Annotated in this window: 25 protein-coding genes and 1 pseudogene; 10 read left to right on the top strand and 16 right to left on the bottom strand. The window is 70.6% G+C overall.

Annotated features, from left to right (window positions below; all coding sequences use genetic code 11):
* The first annotated feature begins 23 nt into the window (after positions 1-23).
* Positions 24-716: a helix-turn-helix transcriptional regulator gene (locus OG352_RS39030; RefSeq protein WP_329223480.1), complete on the top strand. Its 693-nt coding sequence runs from the start codon at positions 24-26 to the stop codon at positions 714-716.
* A gap of 171 nt (positions 717-887) precedes the next feature.
* On the opposite strand, the pseudogene OG352_RS39025 reads toward OG352_RS39030, so the two are convergent.
* Positions 888-1,145: pseudogene (locus OG352_RS39025) on the bottom strand (LysR substrate-binding domain-containing protein); the annotation flags it as partial.
* Positions 1,146-1,203: 58 nt separating this feature from the next.
* On the opposite strand from OG352_RS39025, the gene OG352_RS39020 reads away from it, so the two are divergent.
* Together OG352_RS39020 and OG352_RS39015 are read left to right on the top strand one after the other, a co-directional pair.
* A complete protein-coding gene (locus OG352_RS39020) occupies positions 1,204-1,584 on the top strand; it encodes a M20/M25/M40 family metallo-hydrolase (RefSeq protein ID WP_329223479.1) in 381 nt (126 codons plus the stop codon).
* A gap of 60 nt (positions 1,585-1,644) precedes the next feature.
* Positions 1,645-1,791: a hypothetical protein gene (locus tag OG352_RS39015; RefSeq protein WP_329223478.1), complete on the top strand. Its 147-nt coding sequence runs from the start codon at positions 1,645-1,647 to the stop codon at positions 1,789-1,791.
* A gap of 74 nt (positions 1,792-1,865) precedes the next feature.
* Here the strand turns inward: OG352_RS39015 and OG352_RS39010 are convergent, their stop codons facing one another.
* Both OG352_RS39010 and OG352_RS39005 read right to left on the bottom strand, forming a co-directional pair.
* Positions 1,866-2,123, bottom strand: coding sequence for an EF-hand domain-containing protein (locus OG352_RS39010; RefSeq protein WP_329224166.1), 258 nt, complete (start codon positions 2,121-2,123; stop codon positions 1,866-1,868).
* Positions 2,124-2,182: 59 nt separating this feature from the next.
* Positions 2,183-3,175, bottom strand: coding sequence for a hypothetical protein (locus OG352_RS39005; protein ID WP_329223477.1), 993 nt, complete (start codon positions 3,173-3,175; stop codon positions 2,183-2,185).
* Positions 3,176-3,413: 238 nt separating this feature from the next.
* On the opposite strand from OG352_RS39005, the gene OG352_RS39000 reads away from it, so the two are divergent.
* Positions 3,414-3,836: a ribosomal maturation YjgA family protein gene (locus OG352_RS39000; protein WP_443072462.1), complete on the top strand. Its 423-nt coding sequence runs from the start codon at positions 3,414-3,416 to the stop codon at positions 3,834-3,836.
* Between the two features lie 49 nt (positions 3,837-3,885).
* On the opposite strand, the gene OG352_RS38995 is transcribed toward OG352_RS39000, so the two are convergent.
* Positions 3,886-4,257, bottom strand: a complete 372-nt coding sequence (locus OG352_RS38995; RefSeq protein ID WP_329223475.1) for a DUF6415 family natural product biosynthesis protein — start codon at positions 4,255-4,257, stop codon at positions 3,886-3,888.
* A gap of 86 nt (positions 4,258-4,343) precedes the next feature.
* Positions 4,344-4,904, bottom strand: coding sequence for a hypothetical protein (locus OG352_RS38990; RefSeq protein WP_329223474.1), 561 nt, complete (start codon positions 4,902-4,904; stop codon positions 4,344-4,346).
* Between the two features lie 430 nt (positions 4,905-5,334).
* Here OG352_RS38990 and OG352_RS38985 point away from each other — a divergent pair, with 430 nt between their 5' ends.
* Both OG352_RS38985 and OG352_RS38980 read left to right on the top strand, forming a co-directional pair.
* Positions 5,335-6,216, top strand: coding sequence for a Tat pathway signal protein (locus tag OG352_RS38985; protein ID WP_329223473.1), 882 nt, complete (start codon positions 5,335-5,337; stop codon positions 6,214-6,216).
* Positions 6,213-6,776 (top strand): N-acetyltransferase, encoded by a 564-nt coding sequence (locus tag OG352_RS38980; RefSeq protein WP_329223471.1) that lies wholly within the window; start codon positions 6,213-6,215, stop codon positions 6,774-6,776. Before OG352_RS38985 ends, OG352_RS38980 begins: the two co-directional genes overlap by 4 nt.
* 245 nt (positions 6,777-7,021) lie before the next feature.
* On the opposite strand, the gene OG352_RS38975 is transcribed toward OG352_RS38980, so the two are convergent.
* The 7 genes from OG352_RS38975 to OG352_RS38945 all read right to left on the bottom strand — a co-directional run bounded on the left by OG352_RS38975 (position 7,022) and on the right by OG352_RS38945 (position 15,981).
* A complete protein-coding gene (locus OG352_RS38975; protein ID WP_329223470.1) occupies positions 7,022-7,804 on the bottom strand; it encodes a hypothetical protein in 783 nt (260 codons plus the stop codon).
* Positions 7,805-8,274: 470 nt separating this feature from the next.
* The gene (locus OG352_RS38970; RefSeq protein ID WP_329223469.1) at positions 8,275-9,072 is read right to left on the bottom strand and encodes a hypothetical protein; all 798 of its coding nucleotides are present in this window, start codon (positions 9,070-9,072) and stop codon (positions 8,275-8,277) included.
* 1,195 nt (positions 9,073-10,267) lie between these two features.
* Positions 10,268-11,065: a hypothetical protein gene (locus tag OG352_RS38965; protein WP_329223468.1), complete on the bottom strand. Its 798-nt coding sequence runs from the start codon at positions 11,063-11,065 to the stop codon at positions 10,268-10,270.
* 819 nt (positions 11,066-11,884) lie between these two features.
* Positions 11,885-12,244 (bottom strand): hypothetical protein, encoded by a 360-nt coding sequence (locus OG352_RS38960; RefSeq protein ID WP_329223467.1) that lies wholly within the window; start codon positions 12,242-12,244, stop codon positions 11,885-11,887.
* A 60-nt stretch (positions 12,245-12,304) separates the two neighbouring features.
* Positions 12,305-13,189: a glycine betaine ABC transporter substrate-binding protein gene (locus tag OG352_RS38955; protein ID WP_329223466.1), complete on the bottom strand. Its 885-nt coding sequence runs from the start codon at positions 13,187-13,189 to the stop codon at positions 12,305-12,307.
* Between the two features lie 101 nt (positions 13,190-13,290).
* Positions 13,291-13,935 (bottom strand): hypothetical protein, encoded by a 645-nt coding sequence (locus OG352_RS38950; protein WP_329223465.1) that lies wholly within the window; start codon positions 13,933-13,935, stop codon positions 13,291-13,293.
* An 864-nt stretch (positions 13,936-14,799) separates the two neighbouring features.
* Positions 14,800-15,981, bottom strand: coding sequence for an adenosylhomocysteinase (locus tag OG352_RS38945; protein ID WP_329223463.1), 1,182 nt, complete (start codon positions 15,979-15,981; stop codon positions 14,800-14,802).
* A gap of 246 nt (positions 15,982-16,227) precedes the next feature.
* Here OG352_RS38945 and OG352_RS38940 point away from each other — a divergent pair, with 246 nt between their 5' ends.
* A complete protein-coding gene (locus OG352_RS38940) occupies positions 16,228-16,359 on the top strand; it encodes a helix-turn-helix domain-containing protein (RefSeq protein WP_329224161.1) in 132 nt (43 codons plus the stop codon).
* A gap of 8 nt (positions 16,360-16,367) precedes the next feature.
* Here OG352_RS38940 and OG352_RS38935 read toward each other — a convergent pair whose 3' ends face one another.
* The 4 genes from OG352_RS38935 to OG352_RS38920 all read right to left on the bottom strand — a co-directional run bounded on the left by OG352_RS38935 (position 16,368) and on the right by OG352_RS38920 (position 23,434).
* On the bottom strand, positions 16,368-17,594 hold the full coding sequence (locus OG352_RS38935) for a cytochrome P450 (RefSeq protein WP_329223461.1): 1,227 nt from the start codon (positions 17,592-17,594) through the stop codon (positions 16,368-16,370).
* An 84-nt stretch (positions 17,595-17,678) separates the two neighbouring features.
* On the bottom strand, positions 17,679-20,603 hold the full coding sequence (locus OG352_RS38930) for a hypothetical protein (RefSeq protein WP_329223459.1): 2,925 nt from the start codon (positions 20,601-20,603) through the stop codon (positions 17,679-17,681).
* 3 nt (positions 20,604-20,606) lie between these two features.
* Positions 20,607-22,058, bottom strand: coding sequence for a hypothetical protein (locus OG352_RS38925; RefSeq protein WP_329223457.1), 1,452 nt, complete (start codon positions 22,056-22,058; stop codon positions 20,607-20,609).
* Entirely contained in the window at positions 22,058-23,434 is a 1,377-nt protein-coding gene (locus tag OG352_RS38920) for a hypothetical protein (protein ID WP_329223455.1), read from the bottom strand. The genes OG352_RS38925 and OG352_RS38920 overlap by 1 nt, the downstream gene beginning before the upstream one ends.
* 135 nt (positions 23,435-23,569) lie before the next feature.
* Between OG352_RS38920 and OG352_RS38915 the strand changes: the two genes are divergently transcribed.
* From OG352_RS38915 to OG352_RS38905, 3 genes are read left to right on the top strand one after another with little or no spacing between them, the layout of a single operon-like run.
* Positions 23,570-23,992, top strand: coding sequence for a hypothetical protein (locus tag OG352_RS38915; RefSeq protein ID WP_329223453.1), 423 nt, complete (start codon positions 23,570-23,572; stop codon positions 23,990-23,992).
* On the top strand, positions 23,989-24,270 hold the full coding sequence (locus OG352_RS38910; protein ID WP_329223452.1) for a hypothetical protein: 282 nt from the start codon (positions 23,989-23,991) through the stop codon (positions 24,268-24,270). The genes OG352_RS38915 and OG352_RS38910 overlap by 4 nt, the downstream gene beginning before the upstream one ends.
* Before the next feature lie 16 nt (positions 24,271-24,286).
* Positions 24,287-25,138, top strand: coding sequence for a DUF3592 domain-containing protein (locus OG352_RS38905; RefSeq protein ID WP_329223450.1), 852 nt, complete (start codon positions 24,287-24,289; stop codon positions 25,136-25,138).
* Positions 25,139-25,150: the final 12 nt, after the last annotated feature.

The following is a 25,150-nucleotide window of genomic DNA, read 5'->3' as shown; positions in this document are numbered from 1 at the left end:
CGGCACCGACACCGATACGTCCGATGCCCACCGCCGCGGAAGACAGCTCCGACTTGCTGGGTCTGGTCCACGTCGACGACGAGTGCCGCGTCACGGTGGCGGACGACGTGTTCCGCGAGAACTTCGGCCACACCTGCGACACCGCCCTCGGCGCATCCTTCCCCCAGTTCTTCCACGAGGCGGGCCGGGCTTGTCTGCGGGACCGTTTCGCCCAGCTTCTCCGGGGCAGACCGCTCGCCTTCAGCGTTCCGCTGACCATGGTGGACGGGAAGGGCGAGACCGTCGACTGCCTCGTCACCTGTGCGAGCCTCGTATCGGCCGTTCACCTCCAGTGCACCCACTGCACGGCGGCCGCGGTCGTCTTCCGGGACGCGGTCAACGGAAACCCGAGGATGCCGCTTCCGGCGCCCGTGGCACTCACCGAGATTCCCGCGCACATCCTCGAAGGGCTGGCCTCCGGCCTGTCCACGCAACAGCTGGCCTCCCGGCTCGGCCTCAGCAGTCGCGGCGTCGAGTACCACATCAGCAACATGCTCCGCACCCTGAAGGCCCCCAACCGCTCCGCCCTGGTGGCCCGCGCCTACACCCTCGGCATCCTGTCCCCAGAGCACTGGCCCCCACGCGTCCGCTCGGCTCCCGCTGCGCCACGCCCGGGGTGGCCTCCCCTCCTCACCAACCACGCGAACATCGCCCCTGTCCCGGCCAACTCGGCCTGACCCGGCCTGGCCTGACCCGGCGTCCTGTCGCGGTCGGCCAGGTGAGGACTCGGTCGATGGGCGTGCGTCACTTGCCGGAGCAGCGGAAGTTGGCGGCGTCGTCGGTGCTTCCGTGTCTGCTGCCAACACGCTTACGGCCAGGCGGTGTCCGCGCGGGAGTGCGACGAGCTACTCGTCCTCGCACAGCACGGCCGTCGTGACTCCCTCTGCCGACGGCAGACCGGACGGGTAGTCGCTGACGACGGCGAGGTCCAGCGCCCCGTCCGCGAGACGCGCCATCAGCGTGCCGGTCGAGCCCTCGACCGCGACGACGTCGACGTCCGGCCTGTCGTGCTGGAGCGCCCGCAGGGCGGTGGGCACCAGCGAGATGTCGGCGGTGGCGAACGCGCCCATGTGCAGCAGCCCGCCGTGCCCCGCGTGCAACACGGTGCCCGCGCTGGCCCGGGTGTCGGTGGACGTGCGCGTGCCGACCCGGGCGGCGCAGGCCTTGATCGACGAGTTCATGCGGGGGCTCACCGCTCGTACGCCGGGAGCCCTGCTGGAGGTGCTGGGCGGCAGCCGACGACCGCCCATGGAACCGGAGTCCTCCGCCGAACTGTTCGCCCTCGCCTCCCGGCTCGCCGTGGAACTGGGCCAGGAGCCGCTGCGGGGGAACGCCGTCGGCGGCGCCTCGGACGGCAACTTCACCGCGGCGATGGGCTGTCCGACGCTGGACGGCCTGGGCGCCGTGGGGAGCGGCGCGCACGCGGACACCGAGTACGTCGAGGTCGCCCAGACGCTCCCCCGCACCCGTCTGCTCGCCCGGCTCATCACGCACGTGCTCCGCAGTCGGGGGCCGGGCAGGGGTGATGCGGCGAGGCCTGGGTAGGCGAGACTGTACACAGGCCTTCCGTACCGGCCTCGTCATCGACCGATCAGGAGGGCAGTCATGCCAGGGATGCTGGAGAAGCTCAAGCAGTTCAGCCGGAGTCCGCAGGGGCAGCGCGCCATGGAGCAGGCCCGCCGCGCCGCCGCCGACCCTCGCCGTCGGAGTCAGCTCCAGCAACTGATCGGCAAGCTGCGTGGGCGGCGCTGACCCGGCGGATCGCTGTGCGTCCGTACGCTGACCTGTTCTCGGCACCGGCCTGATCGTCAACGCCGGCCTGTTTCTCAGCGCCAGCCGAATCGGCGGTCCACCACCGCCGCGAACTCCTCCAGGGTCAGTACCGAGTCCCCGTTCTGGCCGGCGGCGTCGAAGAGCGCGGAGGAGGCGTCGGCGTCCACCACACCCCAGAACGGCAGGTCCCCCGACGCGGCGAGGGACGGGCCCCTCGTCCGCAGGGCGGTGATCACCTCTTCGCGGGTCAGGGTCCCGTTCTCGTCGAGGTCGAGCGCCTCGAACAGTTTCCGCGCCTTGTCACTCGCCACGTCGGCCCCGTCCCTCTCGTCGGCGGGCGGCCGGGCCGACCCGACCCGACCCGGTTCGCTCACCGACGAGAACGCCTCACCTCCCGCTCCGGTTCCACTCGGAGTCCATCGTTTCCGGGTTTCTCGCTCGGCAGGAACGTCTGGCGGGCCCAGAGGCTCAGCAGTGCCGTCCCGCCGATCAGCAGCGGCACCGGGTCACGGGCCGGCGGAGACAGTACGTATCCCAGCGCCGTGACCGTGCAGACCGTCAGGGGAACGAACGCCGCCGCACCCTCCGTCCCCCATCTCAACGCCGGCCGAGCAGTGCCCAGGATGCTCGTCCCGCCGGGCACCCAGGGGCCGACGGCGACCACCAGCAGTCCCGCGGTGTCGCAGGCGTCGGCCAGCGGACAGGACGCCATCGCCTCGGGGCCGTGCGGGCCGGCCGTCCACAGGCGCAGGGTGTCGCCGACCAGCGTGAGGGACAGCCCGCCGATCCCGACCCACAACGTGGCTCGCTGATCGCTGCGTACGAGTCGGCGCAGGGCGAACAGGAAACCGAGGAACACGACCTCCGCGGTCCACAGGACACCGATCATCCCCGTCCCCGGCCGCCAGCCCTCAGCCGTCACCGGCCCCCTCAGCAGCACCCATCCCGTCAGGAACACGGCCCCGGACGCGACGATCCCGTCCAGCACCCGCCGCAGCACCACGTGCCGGCCCGTACCGGCGTCGGCCGCGACCACCAGACCGGCCATCCCGAGGCCGACCGCCAGCGTCACGCCGGTGACCACCACCGGTCCGAGCAGCGGGGGCGCGTCCCATCCCGAGACAGGAGGGTGAGCCGAAAGCACGTTGGCCGCCCCCCGGTACACACCCCCGGCCGCCGCCGAAGTCCCCAGGAGCAGCAGACGCGTCCGCACCCGTCCGCTCGTCCCCCACGCCCGGAGGATCAGCGAGGCCGCCAACCCCCAGCAGCCGACGGACGGCCCGAAAGCCGCCATCCGCGCCGCCGCACCCCCGGCCGCCCACGGCCCGCCGAAGGTCAGCGCCGTTCCCACGAGACATGCCACGCCCACCGCACCCCAGGCCCGAACCCTGAGCACGTCCGGCGACTTCCCCAACCCCACCATCAGGTGCGCCTTTCAAACCGGTCCCCCCTCCCGCGGGGCCTCCCCTTCAGCCCCCTGATCCACTCAGAGACCGTAAGGACTCACCAGCGGCCCCGAACGGAACAGTCGGCTCATTCACCCATACTGTGTAAGGGAAAGACGATCACCGGACGTCCGTCCCGTCCGGCAGTATGTCCCCGTGCCCCTCATCTCCCCGCCCCAAGACCGCGCCGCCCAGCCCGCCACACGGATCCGGCTGGTGGCGGCCGGGGCCGCGGTGGTGACCGTCGGCGTGGGGCTGGGACTGCGGGCGGTGGCCGCGGGGAGCGTGGCCAAGTACGGCGGGGACGCGCTGTACACCGTCCTGCTTCTGACCCTCGTCGTTCTGGTGGCACCACGGGCGACGCCCCTGACGGCCGCCGCGAGCGCGCTGGCCCTCAGTTGGGCGGTCGAGTTCCTTCAGCTCAGCGACGTGCCTGCGGAGCTGTCCCGGCGCAGCGCCGTCGGCCGCCTCGTGCTCGGCTCCACCTTCAATCCGCCGGACCTGCTCTGGTACGCGGTCGGTGCGGCGGCGGGCTGGCTCGTCCACACCGCGATGAGTGCCGTCCCGTCGCGCCGCTGACTCCCGGTCGCGGCCACCGCTCCGCGCCGGGAGTCCGTCCTGCACGTGGTCAGCGCTCGGCCGGGGACGGCGCGTCGGCTACAGGCTGCTCGTGCAGGATGAGGAGTGAGTGGCACCAAGTCGCCATGGACTGCATACGGCAGGTGCTCCGCAACTGCGCGATATCCGTGTCCAGGGCGGCCCGGGCACGGGAGATGACGTAGTCGGCAGTCTTCGGCCACTTGCCGCGCAGGTTCGGCAACCGCACCACGACCTCGGGCAGCAGGAGCTGAATGTGCCCGCGCAGATGGCCGACGAGGCGAGTGCGCTCCTCGTCCGACGGCGGCAAAGGCTCCCAAATGACCCTCACGCACGTTTCGCGGATCCGCTCGGCATCGATCTGCACGCCTGGCACGACGGACTGGGTGAGGGGTGAGGTCATGGCGTCTCTCCGTGATGATGTGGCGGATGGTTGGGGGGTGCCGACCACGCGCGCGACTGACGGGAGCAGCGCGCGGCCGGCACCGGTCAGGAAGCGCCCGGCTTCGTCCCATCGGCGAGCTGGGCGTCGTGGTACGCGCACAGGCTGCGGTACAGGTGCTCCGGGTCGACGTGCCGGATGCCACCGTTGTCCGGAGACAGCAGCCAGTACGGGCCGGGCGGCAGGGCGCGGCCGAGGCTCGGCACTCCCACGTGGTGGACGTAGGGCCGGGAGCCTCCGAAGCACTGCACCCCGGCTGCGGCCAGCGTGTTCGGCCACTTTCGATCCGTGTCCGGCGGCACCAGGAAGTACAGGGCCGGACGGTAGCTGTCGCAGAACACCGCGCCGGACACCCCAGCCCGCGTCAGCCGCCGGCGGAGCGCGTCCGAGCCAGTGCGGCAGTCGAAGGCGGGGTCCAGGAGGCGGTACGGCGCCCGTACGACGTCCCACACGACTCCGGTGGTCAGCAACGTGACTCCCTGCTCCGCCCACTCGCACGCGGCCTCGTAGGCACACTCGGCCGCGCGGAGCAGCCATCGCTCCGCCTCTGCCCGGCGCTCCCGGTCTGCTCCGCGCAGCGGGTGGACGAGGGATCCGGCCGAGTTCACCGAACCGCGCCTTCTGCGGCGCTGGGCGTGTCCGTGCACGCGGTCCGCAGGGTGGTCACGATGCCGCTGGCGAGGGGGCTGGTTTGATCCGGCATCTCTGCTCGGGTGTGGCATGAGGGACTCCCTGGTCAACACAGAAATTGAGAGCCTGACGGGCCGTTGCGGAACAGTCCATGAGAGGCACGTCTTCAAGCTGCTCAGCGGCGAACACCGGTCACCCAACAGCCTGTTGAGGACAGCGCTTGAGAAGGCCACGGGTCTCCCAGCCGCAGAGTTAGGCTTTGCTCCCCGGTGGAGTAAGACCCCAAGCCCTTCCCCAGCGACCGAGGACGACCCCTTGTATCGCCGCACCTTCCTTGCCGCAGCCACCGCCGTCGGAGCGTCACTGACGCCGCCTTCGGCCATGCAACGCCGCCTGGGATCTGGCGACGTGGACCGGATGAACGCCAAGCTGGCGGCCGTGGTCAGCATGGACAACAAGTACGGGGGGACGCAGGACCTCCAACGGCACGCGGCCTCGCTGGCCGAGGAGACAGTGGGCCTGCAGAACGCCCACACCGCGTCCAGCCGTATCCGGTCAGAGCTGTACGGCGTCGCGGCCGCGTTCACGGCGAGCGCCATGTGGGCAGCGATCGACGGACGCCGCCTCACCGAGGCAGAGCCGTACCTCAACCAGGCCGTCACTCTCGCCGGTCTGGCCAACAACCGGCACGTCCTCTTCCGGGTATGGGGCCACGCCGGGATCATGTACCGCCACCTCGGCCGCCCCGCCGACGCCATCGCCGCAGGCGAGGCAGCCCGGGCCACATCCATTACCCGCAGCGACCCGGCGTACGCGTCCCTGGCCATGGCACGACTCGCGACCTTCCACGCCGACATGGGAGACGAGCGCAGCGCCCTCCGCGCGATCGGTCTCGCACAGGCCTGCTACGACCGTGCCAACCAGGGGACGCACCGACCGCCGTGGATGGCCTTCTACGACCAGGCCGAGCTGGACAGCCTGGCCACCTTCGCCTACCTGCGGCTCCGAAAGTGGGAGGACGCGGAGCGCCACGCCCACCGATGCCTCGCCGCCCTACGGCCCGACTTCGAGCGAAACCGCGGCCTGACGTACGCCAACCTGGCCCTGGCCCAGCTCGGCCAGGGCGATATCGAGCCGGCCGTTGCCGCAGCTCGGAACGTCCCCGCCGCGATGGCCGGTAACGGCCGAGTGAGCATGCTCCTCAACGACTTCACCACCCGACTCACGACCGTGGCACCACGCAGCGCCGAAACCACCGCGTGGCTCGACCACCGGAGGGCAGCCGCATGAACGGCACGATCACCTATAGCAGGACCGGCGACGTAGCCCTCGTGCGGCAGCTCATCCTCGACATCCACGTGGAGGTGCGTGGGGAGTTCGGTCTGATGGATCGGCCGTTCTACCGGCGCGACCGGTTCGACGAACGGCTGACGGCCTACTCCTCCCGCCCCGGCTGGGAGGCCGTCGTCGGGTATCGCGGCGAGGAACCGATCGGGTACGTCTTCGCCGTACCGCTCGGCGAGAACACCGCGTGGTGGTCCGCGGAACAGGAACCGCTCCCCGACGAGTACGTGAACGAGGACGGCGAGCGAACCCTCGCCCTCAACGAGATCCTCGTCCGCAGACCGTGGCGGGGAGCCCAGGGCCAAGGCGCGGCCCGGGCCCTCCACGAGGAACTGCTCTCCCAGCGACAGGAACGGCGCGTCACCCTGCTGGTCAATCCTGCTCTCTCCGACGGGCGCCTCAAGGCCGTTTATGAGTCCTGGGGGTACAAGCAGATCGGCCGCCAGCAGCCCTTCGACGACTCGCCGGTCTTCGCCACGATGGTGCGGGACCCACTCCGCCAGTAGCCGGGTTCTCCCCCTCCGGGCCTTGCCAACCAGCGATCACAGGCACACGCGTTCGCATCACACCGGCTCCGGTAGTCGGGGCGGGCTCCACGAGTTCCCCGAGCGAGAGTCCGTCGAAGCCCATGACGGCCAGGTCGTCGGGGATCCGGGCCATACACACCTCAAGGCCCGCTCCCGGAGGAGCGGGCCTTGAGATGCTGAAACGCCGTGCGGTGCCGCCCGGCCGTCGGCCGGCACCGCACCTGCTAGCAGCGGTCGGAGCTGTTCACCGCGCGGTCACGGGCGACGTACTGGCCCCGCGGCTTGCCAGAGCTGTCGACGACATTGGCCTTGGCGTCATAGAAGGCGCCCTGGGACTTGATGTCCGCGTAACCACGGTCTCGCCAGGTCTTGACGGACCACGTGCCGCCGTTGGTGGTGCCATAGGTGTACTTCTCGACGTGGAAGACCGGGTTGCTGCGCACCGTGCGCATCTCCGGGCGCAGGGTCATCCAGCCCGCCCGCCTCTGGGGCACGGTGAGGGTCGTGGTCGTGGACCAGCCCTTGGCGTCCGCGTAGGACCAGGTGTGGCTGTAGGTGGCCGCGGCCTGGAGGCCCAGGACGTCCTTGATGACGTTCCACTCGACGCCGAACTGGCCGCCGACACTGTTGGTCGTGGTGGAGGTCGTGGTGCCGTTCGTCTGCATGGCCTGGCTCAGCTGCGAGCCCCAACTGCAGTTGACCAGGGTGTCGCTGACCTTCGTCTCATTACCGGTCCAGGTCCAGCTGGACGCCTGCGGGTAGCTGCACCAGCCCTGGAAGCGCTCCTTGGGGTGCGGCAGTAGGGCCTGGTAGTTGCCGCGCAGGGTGTCCCTGGTGAGCTGGCCGGTGTCCACGTTGATGAACCACCAGGACCGCGCGGTCGAACCGGTGCAGAGGCTCATGATCAGCTTGTCGGTGTTGAACGGCTCCTGGCCTCTGAGGTTGGTGGCGGCATGCGCCGGCGACACGAGGCCCAGCACCGAGGCGAGGCTCACGGCCCCTGCCACGACGGCGCGCCTTACCGTTGTACGCGAAATTCTTTTACGCATCGGGGAATACACACTCCTTCAAGAACATGTCGGCGACGACACGGGAGCTTGTGGACGAAGGGCGCGTTCTGCGGCGGCCTCTGAGACGCGACTTTCCAGCGCACAGAGTTGTTTTTCAATGCAGGTCAGATGGGCAAACAACTCCGAGATGACGGCACCGGCCCGGCTCGCCAGCATTCGGCGCACGGGTAGCGGCACACGGCTCGCGGCCGACGACGAGGCCCGCCGCCAGGCAGTCCCCTGCACGACACCGACGGCTCGCCGCACGCGATGGTGACCGTCTTCCCGTGCCTGACGTCGTGATCATCACGACTGCCCTCGGGTTCGACGCGGCCGTACACACCTCAAGGCCCGTTCCCGGAGGGGCGGGCCTTGAGGGGCTGAAGCGCCGTGCGGGGCCGGCCGGCCGTCGGCCGGCACCGCACCTGCTAGCAGTGGTCGGAGCCGTTCACCGCGCGGTCACGGGCGACGTACTGGCCCTTCGGCTTGCCATTGCTGTCGAGGATGTTGGCCTTGGCGTCGTAGAAGGCGCCCTGGGACTTGATGTCCGCGTAACCACGGCCTCGGTAGGAGTTGACGTTGATCTTGATGCCTTGGGCGTTTTCATAGGTGTACTTCTTGATGTGGAAGACCGGGTTGCTGCGCACCGTGCGCATCTCCGGGCGCATCGTGAGCCAGCCCACCCGCCGCTGGGGCACCGTGAGGGTCGTGGTCGTGGACCAGCCCTTGGCGTTGGCGTAGGACCAGGTGTGCTCGTACTTGACGGCGGCCTGGAGGCCCAGGACCTTCTCGATGACGTTCCACTCGACGCCGAACTGGCCGCCGACGCTGTTGGCCGTGGTGGTGGTCGTGGTGCCGTTCGTCTGCATGGCCTGGCTCAGCTGCGAGCCCGAACTGCAGTTGACCAGGGTGTCGCTGACCTTCGTCTCATTACCGGTCCAGGTCCAGCTGGACGCCTGCGGGTAGGTGCACCAGCCCTCGAAGCGCTCCTTGGGGTGCCACAGCTTGTTCTCGCTCGCGCCGCCCCGGAGGCCGCCCTTCGCGTAGTCCCACTGGACCTGGCCGGTGTCCACGTTGATCGTGTACCAGCTGTAGTCGGTCCTACCGTTGCAGAGGGACATCAGCATCTTGTCGGTGTTCCACCCCTCCGTGCCTCTGATGTTGGTGTCGGCATGCGCCGGCGACACGAGACCCAGCACCGAGGCGAGGCTCACGGCCCCTGCCACGACGGCGCGCCTTACCGTTGTACGCGAAATTCTTTTACGCATCGGGGAATACACACTCCTTCAAGAACATGCCGGTGACGACACGGGAACTTGTGGACGAAGGGCGCGTTCTGCTGCGGCCTCTGAGATGCAACTCTCCGGCGCACAGAGTTGTTATTCAATGCAGGTCAGAGGGGCAAACAACTCCAGGATGATGCAACAAATCGGACATAGCGCGCCAAACCACCCACGTTTTGGGGCGGCTTCGGGGCATCCGCCACCGCTGCACCGGTCGCCTTCTAGCACAGGCCATATATGGGCCGCGTACGGGCGATACGACTGTCCGGAACACCGCCCATGAATACGACGCACCCGGAACCCACGAATCCGCCACCGTCCGCCGAGTAAATCAACCGAGTAAATCAACCGGGCAAATCAAATCGCCGGGTCAGGAGGTCGGGCCGGAAGCGGCTCCCAGGGGCGCGGCGCAGAGGCGCCGGTAAGGCACGTCGGGGAGGTACGTGTGCCATTCGGAGGCGGTCAGAGATGTTCCGGCACGGGCGCAGAGCTGGGCGACGACTTCCGAGAGAGCGACGGTAGCCGCCCCCGGACCGCTGCGCGGTGGCCGGCAGGCGGCCGTCCGGACTGAGCGTCTCCTGGTCCGGCGGCAGGTCGCGCCACCAGGACGTCAGAGGAGCCGCGAGGTCGAGAGAGCCGGCCGTGCTTCCCGTCAGGTAGCGCAGCGTCGGGGCGCCGGGACCCCAGGCGAGAGCGGTGACCGGCCCGTCGGCCAGGGGATGGCGGAATACGGGTGCCGTCGGGCTCGTCGGCACGCGGCTTCCGCTGCCGGTCGTCGGCCCACACGCTGTGCACTGCATCCGCGGAACCGGCGATCGCGGCACGGGGCGCCGGACCGCCGACCCACGGCATGAGGCGGCGGCCGAGGGAACACCATCCCCCTCGGCCGCCGCCTCACACCCATCCGGGACCTGCCGCCACGGGCCGACGCCGGCCGGGCCTGCGGCACACGGATCGTCCTTCGCGAGTGCCGCGAGTGGTTCGACTGCGGACATGCCCGACGAGCTGACGGCGCCGACCCGGCTCGTCCGGGTTCGACGCGGCCGTACACACCTCAAGGCCCGTTCCCGGAGGGGCGGGCCTTGAGGGGCTGAAGCGCCGTGCGGGGCCGGCCGGCCGTCGGCCAGCACCGCACCTGCTAGCAGTGGTCGGAGCCGTTCACCGCGCGGTCACGGGCGACGTACTGGCCCTTCGGCTTGCCATTGCTGTCGAGGATGTTGGCCTTGGCGTCGTAGAAGGCGCCCTGGGACTTGATGTCCGCGTAACCACGGCCTCGGTAGGTCTTGATGTTGATCTTGATGCCTTGGGCGTTTTCATAGGTGTACTTCTTGATGTGGAAGACCGGGTTGCTGCGCACCGTGCGCATCTCCGGGCGCATCGTGAGCCAGCCCACCCGCCGCTGGGGCACCGTGAGGGTCGTGGTCGTGGACCAGCCCTTGGCGTTGGCGTAGGACCAGGTGTGGCTGTAGTTGACGGCGGCCTGGAGGCCCAGGACCTTCTCGATGACGTTCCACTCGACGCCGAACTGGCCGCCGACGCTGTTGGACGTGGTGGTGGTCGTGGTGCCGTTCACCTGCATGGCCTGGCTCAGCTGCGAGCCCGAACTGCAGTTGACCAGGGTGTCGCTGACCTTCGTCTCATTACCGGTCCAGGTCCAGCTGGACGCCTGCGGGTAGGTGCACCAGCCCTCGAAGCGCTCCTTGGGGTGCCACAGCTTGTTCTCGCTCGCGCCGCCCCGGAGGCCGCCCTTCGCGTAGTCCCACTGGACCTGGCCGGTGTCCACGTTGATCGTGTACCAGCTGTAGTCGGTCCTACCGTTGCAGAGGGACATCAGCATCTTGTCGGTGTTCCACCCCTCCGTGCCTCTGATGTTGGTGTCGGCATGCGCCGGCGACACGAGGCCCAGCACCGAGGCGAGGCTCACAGCCCCTGCCACGACGGCGCGCCTTACCGTTGTACGCGAAATTCTTTTACGCATCGGGGAATACACACTCCTTCAAGAACATGCCGGTGACGACACGGGAACTTGTGGACGAAGGGCGCGTTCTGCGGCGGCCTCTGAGATGCAACTCTCCGGCGCACAGAGTTGTTATTCAATGCAGGTCAGAGGGGTGAACAACTCCAGCACGCTGCGACAAATTCGGACATTACATACGAAACTATCCACATTTCGGGGCGGCTTCGTGACTTCCGCCATCGCTGCACCGGGGAAATCAAATCGCCGGGTCAGAAGGTCGGGCCGGAAGCGGCTCCCAGGGGCGCGGCACAAAGACGCTGGTAGGGCACGTCGGGGACGTAGGTGCGCCATTCGGAAGCGGCCAGGGTAGTTCCGGCATGGCACAGAGTTGGGCGACGGCTTCCGAAGGGGCGCGCGGCTTTCGGGGAGCGGGGCGGGCTGCCGGGCGGCGACGCCGAGGAGCATGCCGGTGCGGGGGTCGGTCCGCCGGGCCTGGTCGGCGAGGGCGGCGGCACGGGTGCGTTACCGGTCGGCCGCGCGGTTCTGCTGCCAGGCGAGCCGGCACGCGGCCAGTGCCCCGACCAGGACCAAGGTGAGCGGCGACGACCAGGCTCTGGGTCCGGCGCCGGACCCGGGCGGCCGTCCAGCGTTCCATGGAGTGGTCCACGCGGGAGGCGCCGGACCGCCGCCGGACTGCCGCCGCACGGCATGAGGCGGCGGCCGAGGGAACGTCATGCCCCTCAGCCACCGCCTCATGCCCGTCCGGAGCCTGCCGCCATGGGCCGGCGTCGGCCGGGCCTACGGCACACGGATCATCGCCCGCGAGTCGTTCGTCCGCGGGATGTACACCGCCTTCCAGGTCCATGCGCCGTTGCCGATCTTGTAGTGGAGCTCCACCGACGCGTTCTTCTTCCACCAGAAGTTCCAGCCCGTGGCGCAGGTGGCGGAGTTGGCCGTCCACACCGGCGAGTCGTCCCAGTCGCCGAACTGGTTGTAGCCCTTGACCCAGAATTCCATGCGGGCGGAGGTGTCGTTGCAGACCATGATCTGCACGGCCGGTTGCCCGTCGGCGCTGGCCGTCGCGGGGAGCGCCAGACCGCCGAGGACGGCGCTCGCGGTAAGGGCGGCTATGGTCACTTTGCGTCGAAGGTTGTTCATGGCACTGGCACCGTTCTTTCATGTACTGGCACATCGGAACGACATACCGTGGGGGATCAGTCAGCCGAGCAGGCCTTTGGACCGCAGCCAGGTCGTGGCTGCCTTGGTCGGAGCCTCACCACTGCTGACGGACGCGGCCAGTACGGCCAGTTGCTCCGTGGTCAGCAGAGAGTTGACGCGCGCCAGGGTTTTTCTGGCGGTCACGTCCGCGTAGGGGGCGCCGGCGAGCGGAAAGACGTGCTCGGGCGGTACGACTTCCTTGGGGTCGGCCAGGACGACCAGGCCGCCCCGGGTGATCGCGGGGTCGGTACTGCGCAGCACCAGCACATCGGCGGCGCTCGACGTGGGGGCCGCGGCGAGGGTGACGCCGTAGGCCTTCGCCAGCGCCGAGACGGACGGAGCGCCCGTGTCGCCGGAGGCGGAGCCGCCGAGGGTGAGGCGGACGCCGGACTTCTTCAGGTCGGCGAGGCTGCGCGGTCCGCCGAGTCGTCGGGAGGTGGCCTGGGTGACCGCGAGGACGAGCCCGCGCTGCGCCGCGGCCGGGGGCAGCGCGACGATCCCGGGCGGCAGGGCCATGCTCAGCGTCGCCGCCATGTTGCCGGGCATGGTCTGGCCGCCGGGCAGCGCACGCAACAGGGTGCTCTCGTACGAGGGGGCCAGGCCGAGCTTGCCTTCAACCACGGCCTTGGCCGTGTCGACGGGCGTCGCGTAGCGGGTGGTCGCCATCCGCACCTTCGCCCCGGCGTCAGTGAGGAGTTCGCTGTAGAGCGCCGCGACGACACGGCTCTCCGCGGAGCCGTCGGCGCCGATCACGGTCGGTCCCTCACGGTCCGCGTACCCGCTGTTCGGGTTGTCGCCGCCGCCGACCGCGCAGCCGGTGAGGAGCAGCAGGGAACAGACGGTGGCAGCGGTGATACGAAGCCGCAGACCAATTCCTGGAGGCACGGAACATCACACTTCGCGGTGGGGCGGGCGGCCCCGCGCGGCCGGAGCCGAACGGGGCCGCCTGCTGTGCGGTGGGGGGTGGGGGTGGGGGGTGGGGTGGCTCAGCAGTGCTGGTTGCGCTCGGTCTGCGACATCTTCGCGTCCTTGAAGTTCACGTAGCCGCCGCCGGGGCGGTCCGTGTTGTATCCGGACGACTGGTAGTCGTAGACGTACCAGATGTAGTGGCCGTAGTAGCGCTTGCCGAAGTGGAGCTCGTACCAGCCCTTGGCCTGCTGCTTTGAGGTGCCGCGCTCGATCCAGCCCTTGTACCCGGCGGGGATGTGGATCGTGTTGCTCTCGGTGTCGGTGTGCGAGACCTCCCAGGAGTGGCCGTAGCTGGCCTGGACGGAGACCTCGTAGGTCTTCCAGAACGAGGCGGTCGCGGTGATCGAGACGCCGACCGAGTTGGTGGAACCGGTCGTGTCCTGCCAGTCGACCCTGTGGTCGTTGGTCTGGCTCGCGCAGTTGAAAGCGGTGCTGCCGACCTGGTGGTTCGGGCCGGTGTACGTCCAGTAGCTCTGCGGGTGGAACTGGCAGAAGTCGGCCCAGCCGCAGGCGTCCAGGAGTTCCTTGGTGGTGGGGCTGTCGGCGGCGAACGCCGACTGGGGGGCCGCCATCAGCGAGGCTCCCAACGTGAGAGCCGCGACGGCCCCGGCCGTCCGGGAGAAGCGCTTGGTGGAGCCGTCCTTGCGGGCAGCGAATTCCATCGATCACTCCACATGGGGGTAGGTGCCGACGGACGGCCCGTCGGACTTGGCACCACTATTGAGGAGCGGATCTTGAAACGTCAACAGAGGAAATGTGAAGTCAATACGTTGAATTCCGGTCACCGTCGGGAAGGGCCTTTTCGGGAAACGACGAATGGCACCACCCGAATTCAGGCCCAACGCTCCTGAAATTCGGATGGCGCTTCATTTCGAGCGCTGACACCTCATACATGACCGCGATCCGCCGGCGCTCGAAACCGGGAGGGCGGGTGCGGGTCGCTGACCACTCTCAGGGGGTCAGAGTTGTTCATCAACCCAGATCGGAGGGGTAAACAACTCAAGGATGAGCCCACGAAACCGACAAATGGTGCATAGTTGGCGATCTGTTTCCCTTGCGTGTGAGGGAGGGTCCAGCCGAGCTCCGGGGGCGTCGTATTCCTGGGCGGCGATCCGGAGAGCGGACCGGGATCAGTTTCCAGAACTGGCATCCGTGCCGATACCGGAGAGAACGCAGAGGCGCCGGTGGGACACGCCGGGGAGGTGGGTGTGCCATTCGGAAGTGTCAGCGGAGTTCCGGCACGGGCACCGAGTTGGGTGACGACTTCCGAAGGGGCGACGGCGTATTTCTGGACGGGGACATGAGCACCACCGTCGGCATACATGGAGTCCCCGTTCGCACTGAAAGCGAGGAAACGGATCGCGTCGCCGGGGGGCGGTGTGGCTGTCGCCGAGGGGCCGGTCCGACCTTCAGCCAGTTGATCAGATCCAGTGAGCTGTCACCGAGCCAGGCCCGCGCGGGCAGGGCCTGGCCTGGCCTGCGCGGGCCTGTCAGCGGGACGTCATCGCCGTACCCGGCCGGTCTCTTCAGATACGGGTCAGCAGGGACACCAGGTCGGTGGCGACGCTCCGGTCGATGGGCTCGGGTACGGATTGCGCGCCCGGGCCGAGGGGCTGATCCCCGGCTGTGGCGAGCGCGGCGAGGCTGCGGGCCTGGAGGGTGAGTCCGAGGTCCATCGCCTGGATCGGATTGCCCTTGGCTGCCGTGAGGTTGATCATCTTGGTGTCGGCGAGCACGACCAGTTCACGACCGCCGTCGAGGCGGTGGACGGCACGTTCCTGCCCGCTGGCGCCGGATCGGCGCACGGAGCGCGTGCGCTCGGCCAGCGCGGCCGTGTCCAGCTCCCACGGCATGTGTCCGACCCCGGCGATCACCGCACCGTCCCGCAACACGTCCAGCTCGGCCGCGCCGATCACTCCTGGGTGGCCGGTGGCCAGGAAGAGCAACTGGGTCCGGGGCAGCAGATCACTCAGCTCACCGACCTGGTGGCCCGCCATCACCGCCTCCAGAGCGCGGTAGGGGTCGACGTCCGCCACCGCGACCCGGGCGCCGAGACGGGCGAGCGTGTCGGCGACCCCCCGCCCGCAGGGACCGTAGCCGACGACGGTCGCGTGCGCGCCGGGCAGCATGAGGTTGGTGGCGTTCAAGAAGCCCTGGACGACGCTCTGGCCGACACCGAACTCGTTCTCGACGAGCAGCTTGAGCCGGCTGTCGTTGATGACGACCACGGGGAAAGGCGGCGGGGAACTCCAGGACCGGATACGCAGGCCGCCGGTGGTGGTCTCCTCGGTGGCCCCGACGAGGCCGGGAAGACCGCCCTGAGCCATCACGGCCTCGATCAGGTCGGCGCCGTTGTCCAGGATGAGGTCCGGCCGGGAGTCCAGTACCCGCGCGATGTTCCCGCGGTGCCGGTCGAGGTCGTCCGAGCGGTGACCGATGACGGTGACGCCGGCGGCGCGCAGCGCGTCCGCGGTGTCCTCCTGCGTGGTGCCGGGGGAACCGGTCAGGGTGACCTGCGCGCCCGCCTGAGCCAGGAAGGACACCAGGACAGCGGTCTTCGGCTCGATGTGCAGACAGATCCCGACACGCCGTCCCGCGAACGCGGCCGAGTGGGTCTGCATGGTGGCCGCGAGCAGCGGCATGTGACGGGCGGCCCACTGGGTGTCGTCGTGGGAGATCGTGCAGCGGACGGGGAGGGTTGTCGACATGACGGGATTCCTTGGCTGAGAGGTCGGAGAGGTGGGCACACGTGTGCCCTGGAGTCGAACCGACCTGTCAGCCGTAGAACTGGCTGAGATACGAGTGATCACCGAAGATCCACAGATGGCGGCTCCCACCACTCATGATCATGTGGGGGCCTCCTCTCCGTACGGTGATGGACACATCGACATAGGTTGACGTTATACGCATAACCCAAGTGCGACAAGAGACCCTTCCCAGGGTCGCTCGGTCACATCCACCGCAACACCGTCGTCTACCGGATGAACAAGATCGAGCAGCTCACCGGCCGCCCGCTGCGCGACCACCGGTCCGCCATGGCCCTGCACTTGGCGTGCCTGGCGGACCAACTGGGCAACGGTGTCTAACAAGTTGCTCAGGCCGTCGGCGGGGTGAAGGCGACGTCCAGGCGGGTGAGGCCGCGGAAGTTGAGGCTGCGCTGCCACCGCGGCGGCTCGGTGCCGTCGAGCCGCAGGCCGGGGAGCCGGGCGAGGAGTGCTTCCAGGACGATCGCGCCTTCCATCCGGGCCAGCGCCGCGCCGAGGCAGAAGTGCGGACCGTGCCCGAACGACATGTGCCGTCCGCCGGGCCTCCCGAAGTCCAGCACGTGGGGATCGGGGAACGCGGCGGGATCCCGGTTGGCGGCGCCGCACACCAGGAGCACCGTCTGCCCTTCGGCGATGGTGCGGCCCGCCAGGTCCAGGTCACGGCGGGCCCTGCGCAGCATCAGTTGCACCGGGGCGTCGTAGCGCAGGAGTTCCTCGACCGCGGCGGGCATCAGGTCGGGCCGGCGGCGCAGTTGGTCGGCGGCCTGCGGGTGGCGGAGCAGGGCGAGGGTGGCGTTGCCGATGAAGTGGGTGGTCGTCTCGTGGCCGGCGATCAGCAACAGGGCGCAGTTGGCGAGGAGTTCGTCGAGGTCCTGGTCGGTGTTCCCGGCCTGTGCGGTCACCATCGCGCGCAGGGTGTGGGGGGCCGGCGGGGTGTCGTGCCGGGTGAGGAGTTCGCGGAGGTAGGCGAGCATGTCCGTCATGCTCTGCGAGGCCGCGCGGCTGCCTTCGGCGTCGAGCCGGGAGTTGCCGATGGCCTCGGCGACCGGCTCGGACCAGGCGGCGACGGCGGGCCGGTCCCGCTCCGGTACGTCGAGGAGGTCGCAGATGATGGTGAGGGGCAGGGGGCGGGCCAGGTCCGCGACGACGTCCATCCGTCCGGTCGGCGCCGCGCGGGTGACGATCCGGTCGACGGCTTCGACGATCCGGGTGCGGAGGGTCGCCACTGCCCTGGGGGTGAATGCCTTGCTGATCAGAGCCCGCAGCCGGGCGTGGTCGGGGGCGTCGCTGTAGAGCATCTGCCGGCTCAGGACCCGGGCCAGCGGCCGCAGTTCCTCGGGGACGGCGCCGGGGGCCTCGACGTCGGGATAGCGCACCGAGGACAGCCCCGGATCACCGGCGGCGCTGCTGACCACCGCGTGCCCGGTCGCGATCCACGCACCCAGGCTGCGGTCCCAGAAGAGGTCGTCGGCGCTCCGCATCTCTTCGTAGAAGTCGTAGAGATTCTCTTGGACTTGGGGCCGAAAGGCCCGCAACAGTGACGAGGGGGTGCGCATCGCCCAAGGGTAGTGTCCGGCAGGGGCGGCGGGTGCCGCGTGGAGCCCCGCCCCTTCTGGGGCTCCCGGCGGATCGCCTGGCCGTCATACGACGATGCAGGTCATGGCCGCCCACAGCAGGGGTGAGTGTTCGATCCGGCCGTCGGCGCGCCAGCGGTCGAGTTGTTCGCGCTGCCAGCGGGCGAGCCGGCTCACGGGGTCGTGGTCCTCGTGGGCGGTGTCGACGGCGATGATCGCCTCGGTGAGTGGGCGTACGGTCTCGGGCAGGTCGGCCAGTCGGTGGAAGGCGAAGCTGGTCGGCAGCGTCCAGCGGGTGGCGGTGACCAGCTCGGCACCGTTGTGGAGCATCGCCGTCGCCAGGCCGAACGACTCGGCGAACCGCAGATCGCCGCCGCTCTCGCAGCCGATGAGGGCGACACGCGGCGGCGCGGGCCAGATCCGCGCGCCCGGCTCTCCGTCGGCACGCAGGGGAAGCGTGCCCAGCAGGAGGTCCTTGGCGGACAGCGGCCGATGGCTGCGCAGCGGTTCGGCCAGGCCGGCGGCCGCGGGGCCGCAGCACAGGTGGAGCGTGCCGTCCTCGCTCTGCCCGCCCTCGACCGGCGCGCCGCTGACGTGCCCGACGTACAGGATCCGGCGGGCCCCCTTGCGGAGTACGCCGCTGAGCCACTCCCGGTCCAGGTCGGTACGGCGCAACGCCTCCGCCGGGGTGGCGACGGACGGTACGGCGTCGCCCGCGTCGAGACGGCTCCGGACGAACGACAGCAGCTCCGGGTCCGAGCCGGGCGGCCCCAGGACGGAGCCGAGCGGGGAGTCGGCCCGGAATCCGGGGACCCGGGGGTCGAGGACGAGAACGACCGCGTCGGTTGCGGCATCGGCGCGGGCGTCGGCGTCCGTGTGAGTGTCCGTGTCCGGTGGCGGACTCGCGGCGGGTTGCTGTCGTCGCAGTGACGCCGGTGCGGTGGTCACGACGTCCGCCAGGTCGATGAGGCGTACGTCGGTCGCGTCGTCGACGGCGAGCAGTTCCCAGGGGATCTGGGCGACCCGGGGAGACGGCTGGATCCGCACGAGCGGCCGGCCCGCGCGTGCCGACACCTGGCGTATCTGCGCCGTCAGCCCCTCCGGCCACATCGCCTCGGCCAGCAGCCGCGCGAGCCGCCGCTCGCTCCGGTGCCCGGCCATCGCCCCCGACTCGAACGCGCGCCCCATCCCCTCCGCTCCCCCGCCCGCCCCGGGCAGCGCGGCGGCCAGCGCACGCACCGCCGCGTCGACCTCGTCGCCGGCCCCGCGGCCGGTGCCGAAGCCCTGGGCCCCGCCGGCCCACGTCCAGGTCATGAACAGGTCGCCGGCGTCGGCCAGTCGGACCTGGACCACCGGGCGGCTCGTCAGGTCGTCGGTGTTCCAGAACGGCGTCTCGTCGTCGTCCACGATCCGTCGGCGATAGCGGAACTCGGCCGCCGCGATGTACTCCTGAAGCGCGACCCGGCCCGCTTCCGACGCCATCCGCACCCTCGGCGGCGGCGCGACGCGCAGGCCTGCGGAGGCGGCGGCGTCCGCCGCCACACCGCCGAGCGTCACCGGGCCGTCGACCTGCCGGTACGCCTTCATGGCCGCGCTCGGGAAGACCGACGCCGGGTCTTCGACCGACCTGGCGGGCGGCGTACGGGCCAGGGCCAGGGAGGCGCCCGCACTGCGGTGTTCCACCAGTTCGAAGAGCAGCCCCTGATCCTGTCGGCGTACGGCGAGACGGAACACCAACCGCATGGCGTCGTCGGCCAGTCGCAGCCACTGACTGCGCGCGTGGGCGGTGACGAAGTCGTAGCGCGCCGCCTCCAGGGCCAGGGCTGCGGGCAGCGCGAGGGAGATCGCGGTGCCGATGGACTTGGACTCGTGGTCGCCGTGGTCCGTCCGGTTCAGGTTGTCCTCGAGGGTTCTCGCGAGCATGAGGTCGACCTGCGCGCACCGCTCGTTCATCTCCCGCGCCTGGTACACGTCACGGGCTTCCTGGGCCAGCCGCTTCATCTCGGTGATGTCGCCCCGGTCGTACGCCTGTTGGGCGCCCAGCAGCATGGTGTCGGCGGCGGCGATCGAAGCGCCGAGGCGTTCGAACCGGGCCAGGCTCGTCGCCATCAGGTCGCCCGCGCCGGTGAGGTCGCCGCGCCGGCCGGCGAGAAAGCTGCGGGCCTGTTCACAGACCGCCAGCTCGCCGAACCGCCGTTGCCGCTCGAAGAAATCGGACGCCTCGTCGAACAGCCGTTCCGCACGGTCGAAGTCACCCCGGTCCATCGCGAGGTCCGCCCGGTGCGCGAGCAGCGCGTGCTGCTCGCCGGTGTCACCCATCGCCCGGAAGGCGTCCTCCGCGCGGGCGAAGTAGTCCTCGGCCGGGTCGTACCGCCCGGTCTCGCCGCAGATCACGCCGAGGGCGGTCAGCAGCTTCGGGACGGCCTCCACCGCGGTCGCCGGAGTGGTGGACAGCAGCAGCGAGGCATGCTCCTCGGCCGTTCCCCACTCGCCCCGCTCCATCAGCAGATGCACCCGGTTCAGGCCGAGTTCGGCCGAGCGCAGTCCGTCGGGGTCGTCGAACTCGGGCAGCGCGACCGCCGCTTCGTCGAGGCAGGCCAGCGCCTCGTCCAGGCGTCCGGTCCTGCGCAGCACGTCGGTTCTGGCGATCTGCGTCTTCAGCAGGGTTTCCAGCCACAGTTGACGGCCCTTCGGCCCCATCGGCGCCGACGCGATGCCGTCGAGCAGGACGCGGGACCGCTCGACGGCGTCCTCCGCTGCGGGCAGGTCCGTGGCGTTGAGCCGGACGCTCGCGAGGTCGGACAACAGGTGCGCCCGCAGGAACCGCACGTCGGGCGAGTCCTCGAGAGACTCGGCCAGGGCGAGCATCTCCTCGTAGACGGCGCACGCGGCCGTGAGATCTGCCGCCAGTTGGTGCTGTTCGGCCAGGGCGAAGCCGCTGTCGAAGGGGTCTCCGTACAACTGCGGCAACTCCATCTCCTCTTCCGGCATCTGTCAGTAGTCCTCGTCCGTGGTGGCGGCGGCGGTCTCGGCGAGGAACGGTCCCAGGGAGGCGTCGTGCGGCGGCGCGTCGTACGCCTGGGGCTGTGCCGCGGCGGTCAGCCGCCGCCGGACCAGGGCACGGACCGCGTCACGGCCGACACGGCCTTCGTCCGCACCGCTCACACCACCCTGATCGCCCACACCGCCCACACCGCCCTCACGGCCGTCGCGGCCCGGGTCGAAGCCGGGCAGCAGGACACCGACCTCGATACCCGACAAGCCCAGGTCCGAGCCCACGTCCAAGCCCAAGCCCAGGTCCGAGCCGAGGTCCAGGTCCGCCCGGCCGGTCCACACGTCGTCCCGTCTGGCGAGGGGCACCCGGTTCGGGTGGCCGCCGTTCACACGGAACTCCGCGACGAGGGGCGCACCGGCGGTCGGTGCCGCGATGTGCGCGACGGCCTCGATCTCGATCTGCCGTCGTGCGCCGAGTGCGCGAGCCGTCCAGGACACCGCGTCCTCGGCGGCGTCGACGAAGCCGGGCGGGTAGCGGCGCCAGTCGTTGGTCCCCGTGCCTCGGGCGATCAACCGGCCGCCCGCGACGAGGGGTTCGCCCGCCGCGAGTGCGTAGCCGTCGTGCCGAGCGAAGAGCGCGCCGGGGTCGACCGGCACACCGACCGGACGCCCCTGCTCCATCCCCTGCTCCAACTCCAGCCCCAACCCCAGTTCCAGGGACGACCGGAGGTGGCGCAGGGCCGGACCGTCCAGTCCGGCGCTGTCCGCCGCGTCGTCGATCAGCCGCAGGACGCTCTCCAAGTGGCGTGCCGCGTCCGCCGGTTGGGCCGCCGCGCGCCACCACTGGACGAGCGGATCAAGGGCGGCCTGGTGCTCCTCGATCAGTTCGGCCGCGCAGTCGTCGGGCTGATCGCCGTCGCCGGCACCGTCGCCATCACCGGCGTCGAACAACTGCTGGCACCGGTGGGTGAGCGCGGCCAACTCCAGACCGTGCAGGTCCGGTTCGAGCGCCGGTATCCCGTCCGTGTACGACGTCGGCCACCACCTGGCCGCCCAGTGCCCGAGCCCGAGCCGGGCGGCGCTGCCCGCGAGGCCGGTCACCTCCGCCGACACCCGCACACCGGCCGCCGGCTCCCCCGCCGCACTGCCGTGGACATCGTGAACGTCATGGACGTCATGCACGGCGGCGGCGACGCGCTCGCCGTAGAGCGCCCACAGCCACTGCTGAGCTCGTCCCGCGTCGTGGATCTCCGCCGACGGCGGGCCGGGGGCGTCGAGGACGGGCCAGGTCAGGACGGCGCCCGCGACGTCGAGGACGGCCCAGGTGAACTCGGGGCCCACGGCGTCCACATCGCCGTAGAACCCGGCGCCGCCGGAGTCGGGAGCCGCGGCGATCCGGATCGTGCCGTCCTCGCCCCGCGCGACATGGACGTCCACCTGCGTCCGCGCCATCAAGCGCTCCTCGTCCCGGCGGCCCGCGCGGGGGCCGTCGACAGGGTGCGCAGCGCCGAACGGACCCTGGCGCGGTGGTCCATCATCACCGAGCGTGCGACCCCGTCCAGCAGCGACCAGGCCTCCGCGAGGTCCCCGAGGGGGGCGTCGCGGACGTCCCGCCCGTGCAGCCGCACCCACAGCCGTCGCATGTAGGCGGCCCACGGGGTACGGAGATCCTGGGCGAGGGCGTCCAGGACGCCGCCGTCCGGGTCGGGGCTGGGGGACACGGTCATCCTGCGGGCGCGCAGGACCGAAGCCTCGTGCCGCCAGCGGCTGTTGACGGCCCGGTGCGCCGCCGTCCGCTCCGGTACGCCTCCCCCGGTGCCCAGCGGATCGAGGCCGACCGCGAGCCGGCCGCCGAGGACGACGGCGACGCGCAGGCTCTCGTCGCGCAGGCCGAGCGGAGCGCAACTGCGGCCGGTCTCCCGTGCGACGAGTTCCGGTACCGTCGGCAGTTCCTCGCGCCGGGCCGACGACTGAAGGACGACGAAGAGCCGCTCGTAGAGCGTGCGGTCCAGCGGCGCGGGAAGCGTGGCCGTCGACGCGCCCCGGCCGACCTCCGGGCGCGGCGGCACCTGCCGTACGGTCAGCCCCAGATGCGCCGGCACGTCGTCGCGGCCCCAGACGCCGCCGGCGTGCGCCCACAAGGCGCGGCCGAACAGGCTTCCGTGTCCCGCCTCGACGAGGGACGCGTACTGCGGTGCGTTCCTCGCCCGGTCCGGCGTGCCGCAGGCTTCGAGGGCCTCGCCCGCCAGGGCGACCACCGCGACCGCGTCGGCGGCCGTGGCCGTGGTCCGGCTGTCCCAGGCTGTGGCCAACTCGCCGTCGATCCGGGTGCCTTGGACGAGGTCGGCCAGGTAGTCCTTCAGCGCTTCCACGGTGCGTCCGCCGGTCGTGTCCGCCACGTCCTCGACGACGTTCCTGGCGATCGCGTCCGCGTCCGCACCGGCCGGGGGCGCTCCGTGCTCGGTGGCCAGTTCGAAGCAGCGCTGGAAGTACAGGTCCTGCGGGTTGCCCGCGACGACGCCCAGTGCCCGGCGGGCCTTCTTGAGCAGCGTGAACCACTGTGCCGTCACCGCGAGACGCGTACCCGACTCCCGGATCAGCCCGTCGAGACACGCGGCCTGCACCGGTCCGAGGAAGTCCGCCGCGAGTTCGGGACGCAGCGTCGGCCTGACGATCAGCGGCAGCACGATCAGCTTGACCGTCCTGGTCAACGGCGCCCCGCCGGGGCCGCTCAGCGATTCCAGCCCCGGCCCGAGGCCACGCCAGGCGTGGTCGATGACCATGGCGCGCGGTCGGCGCTCGCCGGTCGGCCGGCTAGGGGATGGCATGCCAGGAGGGTACGCCGACGGCGAAAGGGCGCACGGGCCTGGGATCGGCGAACGAATCCGCGCTCGCCGGAGAACCTGAGACCGGCGGACAAACCTGGGATCGGTAGACGTCGTCGGCCGTCTAGCGTCCCCGCCATGGGAATCTTCGGAAAGCGCAAGAGCCGCGAGGAGCGGGCCGCCGAGATCGCCGGGCAGGTGGCGGGCGGCAAGGGTTTCTACGGCCGTGCCACGCGCGCGTTCCTCGACGCCGAGGACTACGGCAGGGTCCAGCAGTCGATCGGCGCGTACAACTCGGGCCTCGACGTACAGCAGTTGCTCGCCGCGGGGGCGCCGACCACGCCCGCCGCCGTCGTGTCGATCAGCGACACCGGCCGGCTGGTCAACCACGACCCGGTCGTGGATCTGGTCCTCCAGCCGTCCGGGACCGCCGAGCGGGTCGCCCTCCAGACCATCGTCTCGAAGCTGCGGATCCCCCGCGTCGGCGACCAGGTCCTGCTGGTCGCCGACCCCGCCCGGCCCGGCGGCTACCTCTACGCCGGGGACGGCGTGGCCCCGTGACGCCGACACCGCCGTACGAGGCTCCGACGTCCGATTCCGTGCTGCTCTCCTTCGACGGCCGGGTGCTGGAGGTGTTCGGCTACGTCGACGCCGCCCGCTACCACATCTGGGAGGAGCCCCGGATCGAGTTCGGTTCCGGCCGGTTCCGCAGGCTGACGATCGCCGTCAGGTCCCCCGGCAGACGCCACACCATGCCGTACGACGAACACCGGCTCCCCGGCCTGCGAGCCCTGGCGGACGTGCTGGCGCGCAGCGTGGCCGAGCGACGGCAGCCCTGAGATGAGCGTGCCTGAGATGAGCGTGTACGAGGTGCTGGGGCTGTGGTGGGTGCTGCCGTCGGGGGTGGCGCTGCTCGGCTACGGGCTCGCGCTGGCCGGGTTGACGCGGGCCCAGCGTGCGGTCTGGGTGAAGGCGCGGATCGTGGCGGTGGGGCAGCCGGCGCACGGCGCCTCCAAGCGGCCCGGGATACCGGTGACGGTCGCGTTCCAAACCCCCCTGACCGGTGAGGAGTTCGTCCTGCCGAACGACGGAGAACACGGCGACGCGATCGAGGAAGCCTGGGTGGGCCGGGAGGTCGACGTGCGCTACCCACGCGGGCAGCCGCACCGGTACCGCATCGTGCTGGACATGGACGAGCGGCACGGCCGGGTCGTCCCGAACTGCTCGGTCGCGCTGCTCCTGGTCGGGCTGGCGATCCACGCGAGCGTCGTCGGAGGCTGGCCGTGGGCGCTGCTCGGCTTCGGTTCCCTGTTCACCGTTGCCGCGGCGATCAGCCCCGACATCCGCACGGCGCGCGCCCGCGACGCCCTGCTGGCCTCGGCCGTCGCCGTCCCGGCGCGTGTCGTGGCGGTCACCAAGGACGTCCACACCGACGGGGAGGGCGACGAGATCGTCAGCCACACCCCGGTCGTCACCTTCACCACCCGCGAGGGCGTCGACGTCACCGTCCTCTCCCGCGAGGGCATCCCCGAGCCGGGCCGGTCCCTCGGCCGCGACCTAACCCTCCACTACGCGCCCTCCGACCTCACCGCCTACACGCCCGACCGCGCGGCCGACCGCCGTGCCAACGCGTGGGCCGTCGCTACGGTGGTCATCCTGCTGGTCACCGGGATCGCGGCGGCGGTGACCGGCGCGCTCATGCTGTGACACACGGCGGCG

It is taken from the genome of Streptomyces sp. NBC_01485, assembly GCF_036227125.1.
Taxonomy (GTDB): Bacteria; Actinomycetota; Actinomycetes; order Streptomycetales; family Streptomycetaceae; genus Streptomyces.
Note: the sequence above shows the minus strand (reverse complement) of the source record. Positions and strands in the feature narration are given on the sequence as shown.

Excerpts from the sequence above, each read along its gene's own strand:
- OG352_RS38935 (WP_329223461.1), bottom strand. The coding sequence starts at position 17,594 with ATGCGCACCCCCTCGTCACTGTTGCGGGCCTTTCGGCCCCAAGTCCAA.
- OG352_RS38980 (WP_329223471.1), top strand. The coding sequence starts at position 6,213 with ATGAACGGCACGATCACCTATAGCAGGACCGGCGACGTAGCCCTCGTG.
- OG352_RS39030 (WP_329223480.1), top strand. The coding sequence starts at position 24 with ATGCCCACCGCCGCGGAAGACAGCTCCGACTTGCTGGGTCTGGTCCAC.
- OG352_RS38925 (WP_329223457.1), bottom strand. The coding sequence starts at position 22,058 with ATGGCGCGGACGCAGGTGGACGTCCATGTCGCGCGGGGCGAGGACGGC.
- OG352_RS38995 (WP_329223475.1), bottom strand. The coding sequence starts at position 4,257 with ATGACCTCACCCCTCACCCAGTCCGTCGTGCCAGGCGTGCAGATCGAT.
- OG352_RS38915 (WP_329223453.1), top strand. The coding sequence starts at position 23,570 with ATGGGAATCTTCGGAAAGCGCAAGAGCCGCGAGGAGCGGGCCGCCGAG.
- OG352_RS38905 (WP_329223450.1), top strand. The coding sequence starts at position 24,287 with ATGAGCGTGTACGAGGTGCTGGGGCTGTGGTGGGTGCTGCCGTCGGGG.
- OG352_RS38920 (WP_329223455.1), bottom strand. The coding sequence starts at position 23,434 with ATGCCATCCCCTAGCCGGCCGACCGGCGAGCGCCGACCGCGCGCCATG.
- OG352_RS38960 (WP_329223467.1), bottom strand. The coding sequence starts at position 12,244 with ATGAACAACCTTCGACGCAAAGTGACCATAGCCGCCCTTACCGCGAGC.
- OG352_RS38950 (WP_329223465.1), bottom strand. The coding sequence starts at position 13,935 with ATGGAATTCGCTGCCCGCAAGGACGGCTCCACCAAGCGCTTCTCCCGG.
- OG352_RS38945 (WP_329223463.1), bottom strand. The coding sequence starts at position 15,981 with ATGTCGACAACCCTCCCCGTCCGCTGCACGATCTCCCACGACGACACC.
- OG352_RS38930 (WP_329223459.1), bottom strand. The coding sequence starts at position 20,603 with ATGCCGGAAGAGGAGATGGAGTTGCCGCAGTTGTACGGAGACCCCTTC.
- OG352_RS39015 (WP_329223478.1), top strand. The coding sequence starts at position 1,645 with ATGCCAGGGATGCTGGAGAAGCTCAAGCAGTTCAGCCGGAGTCCGCAG.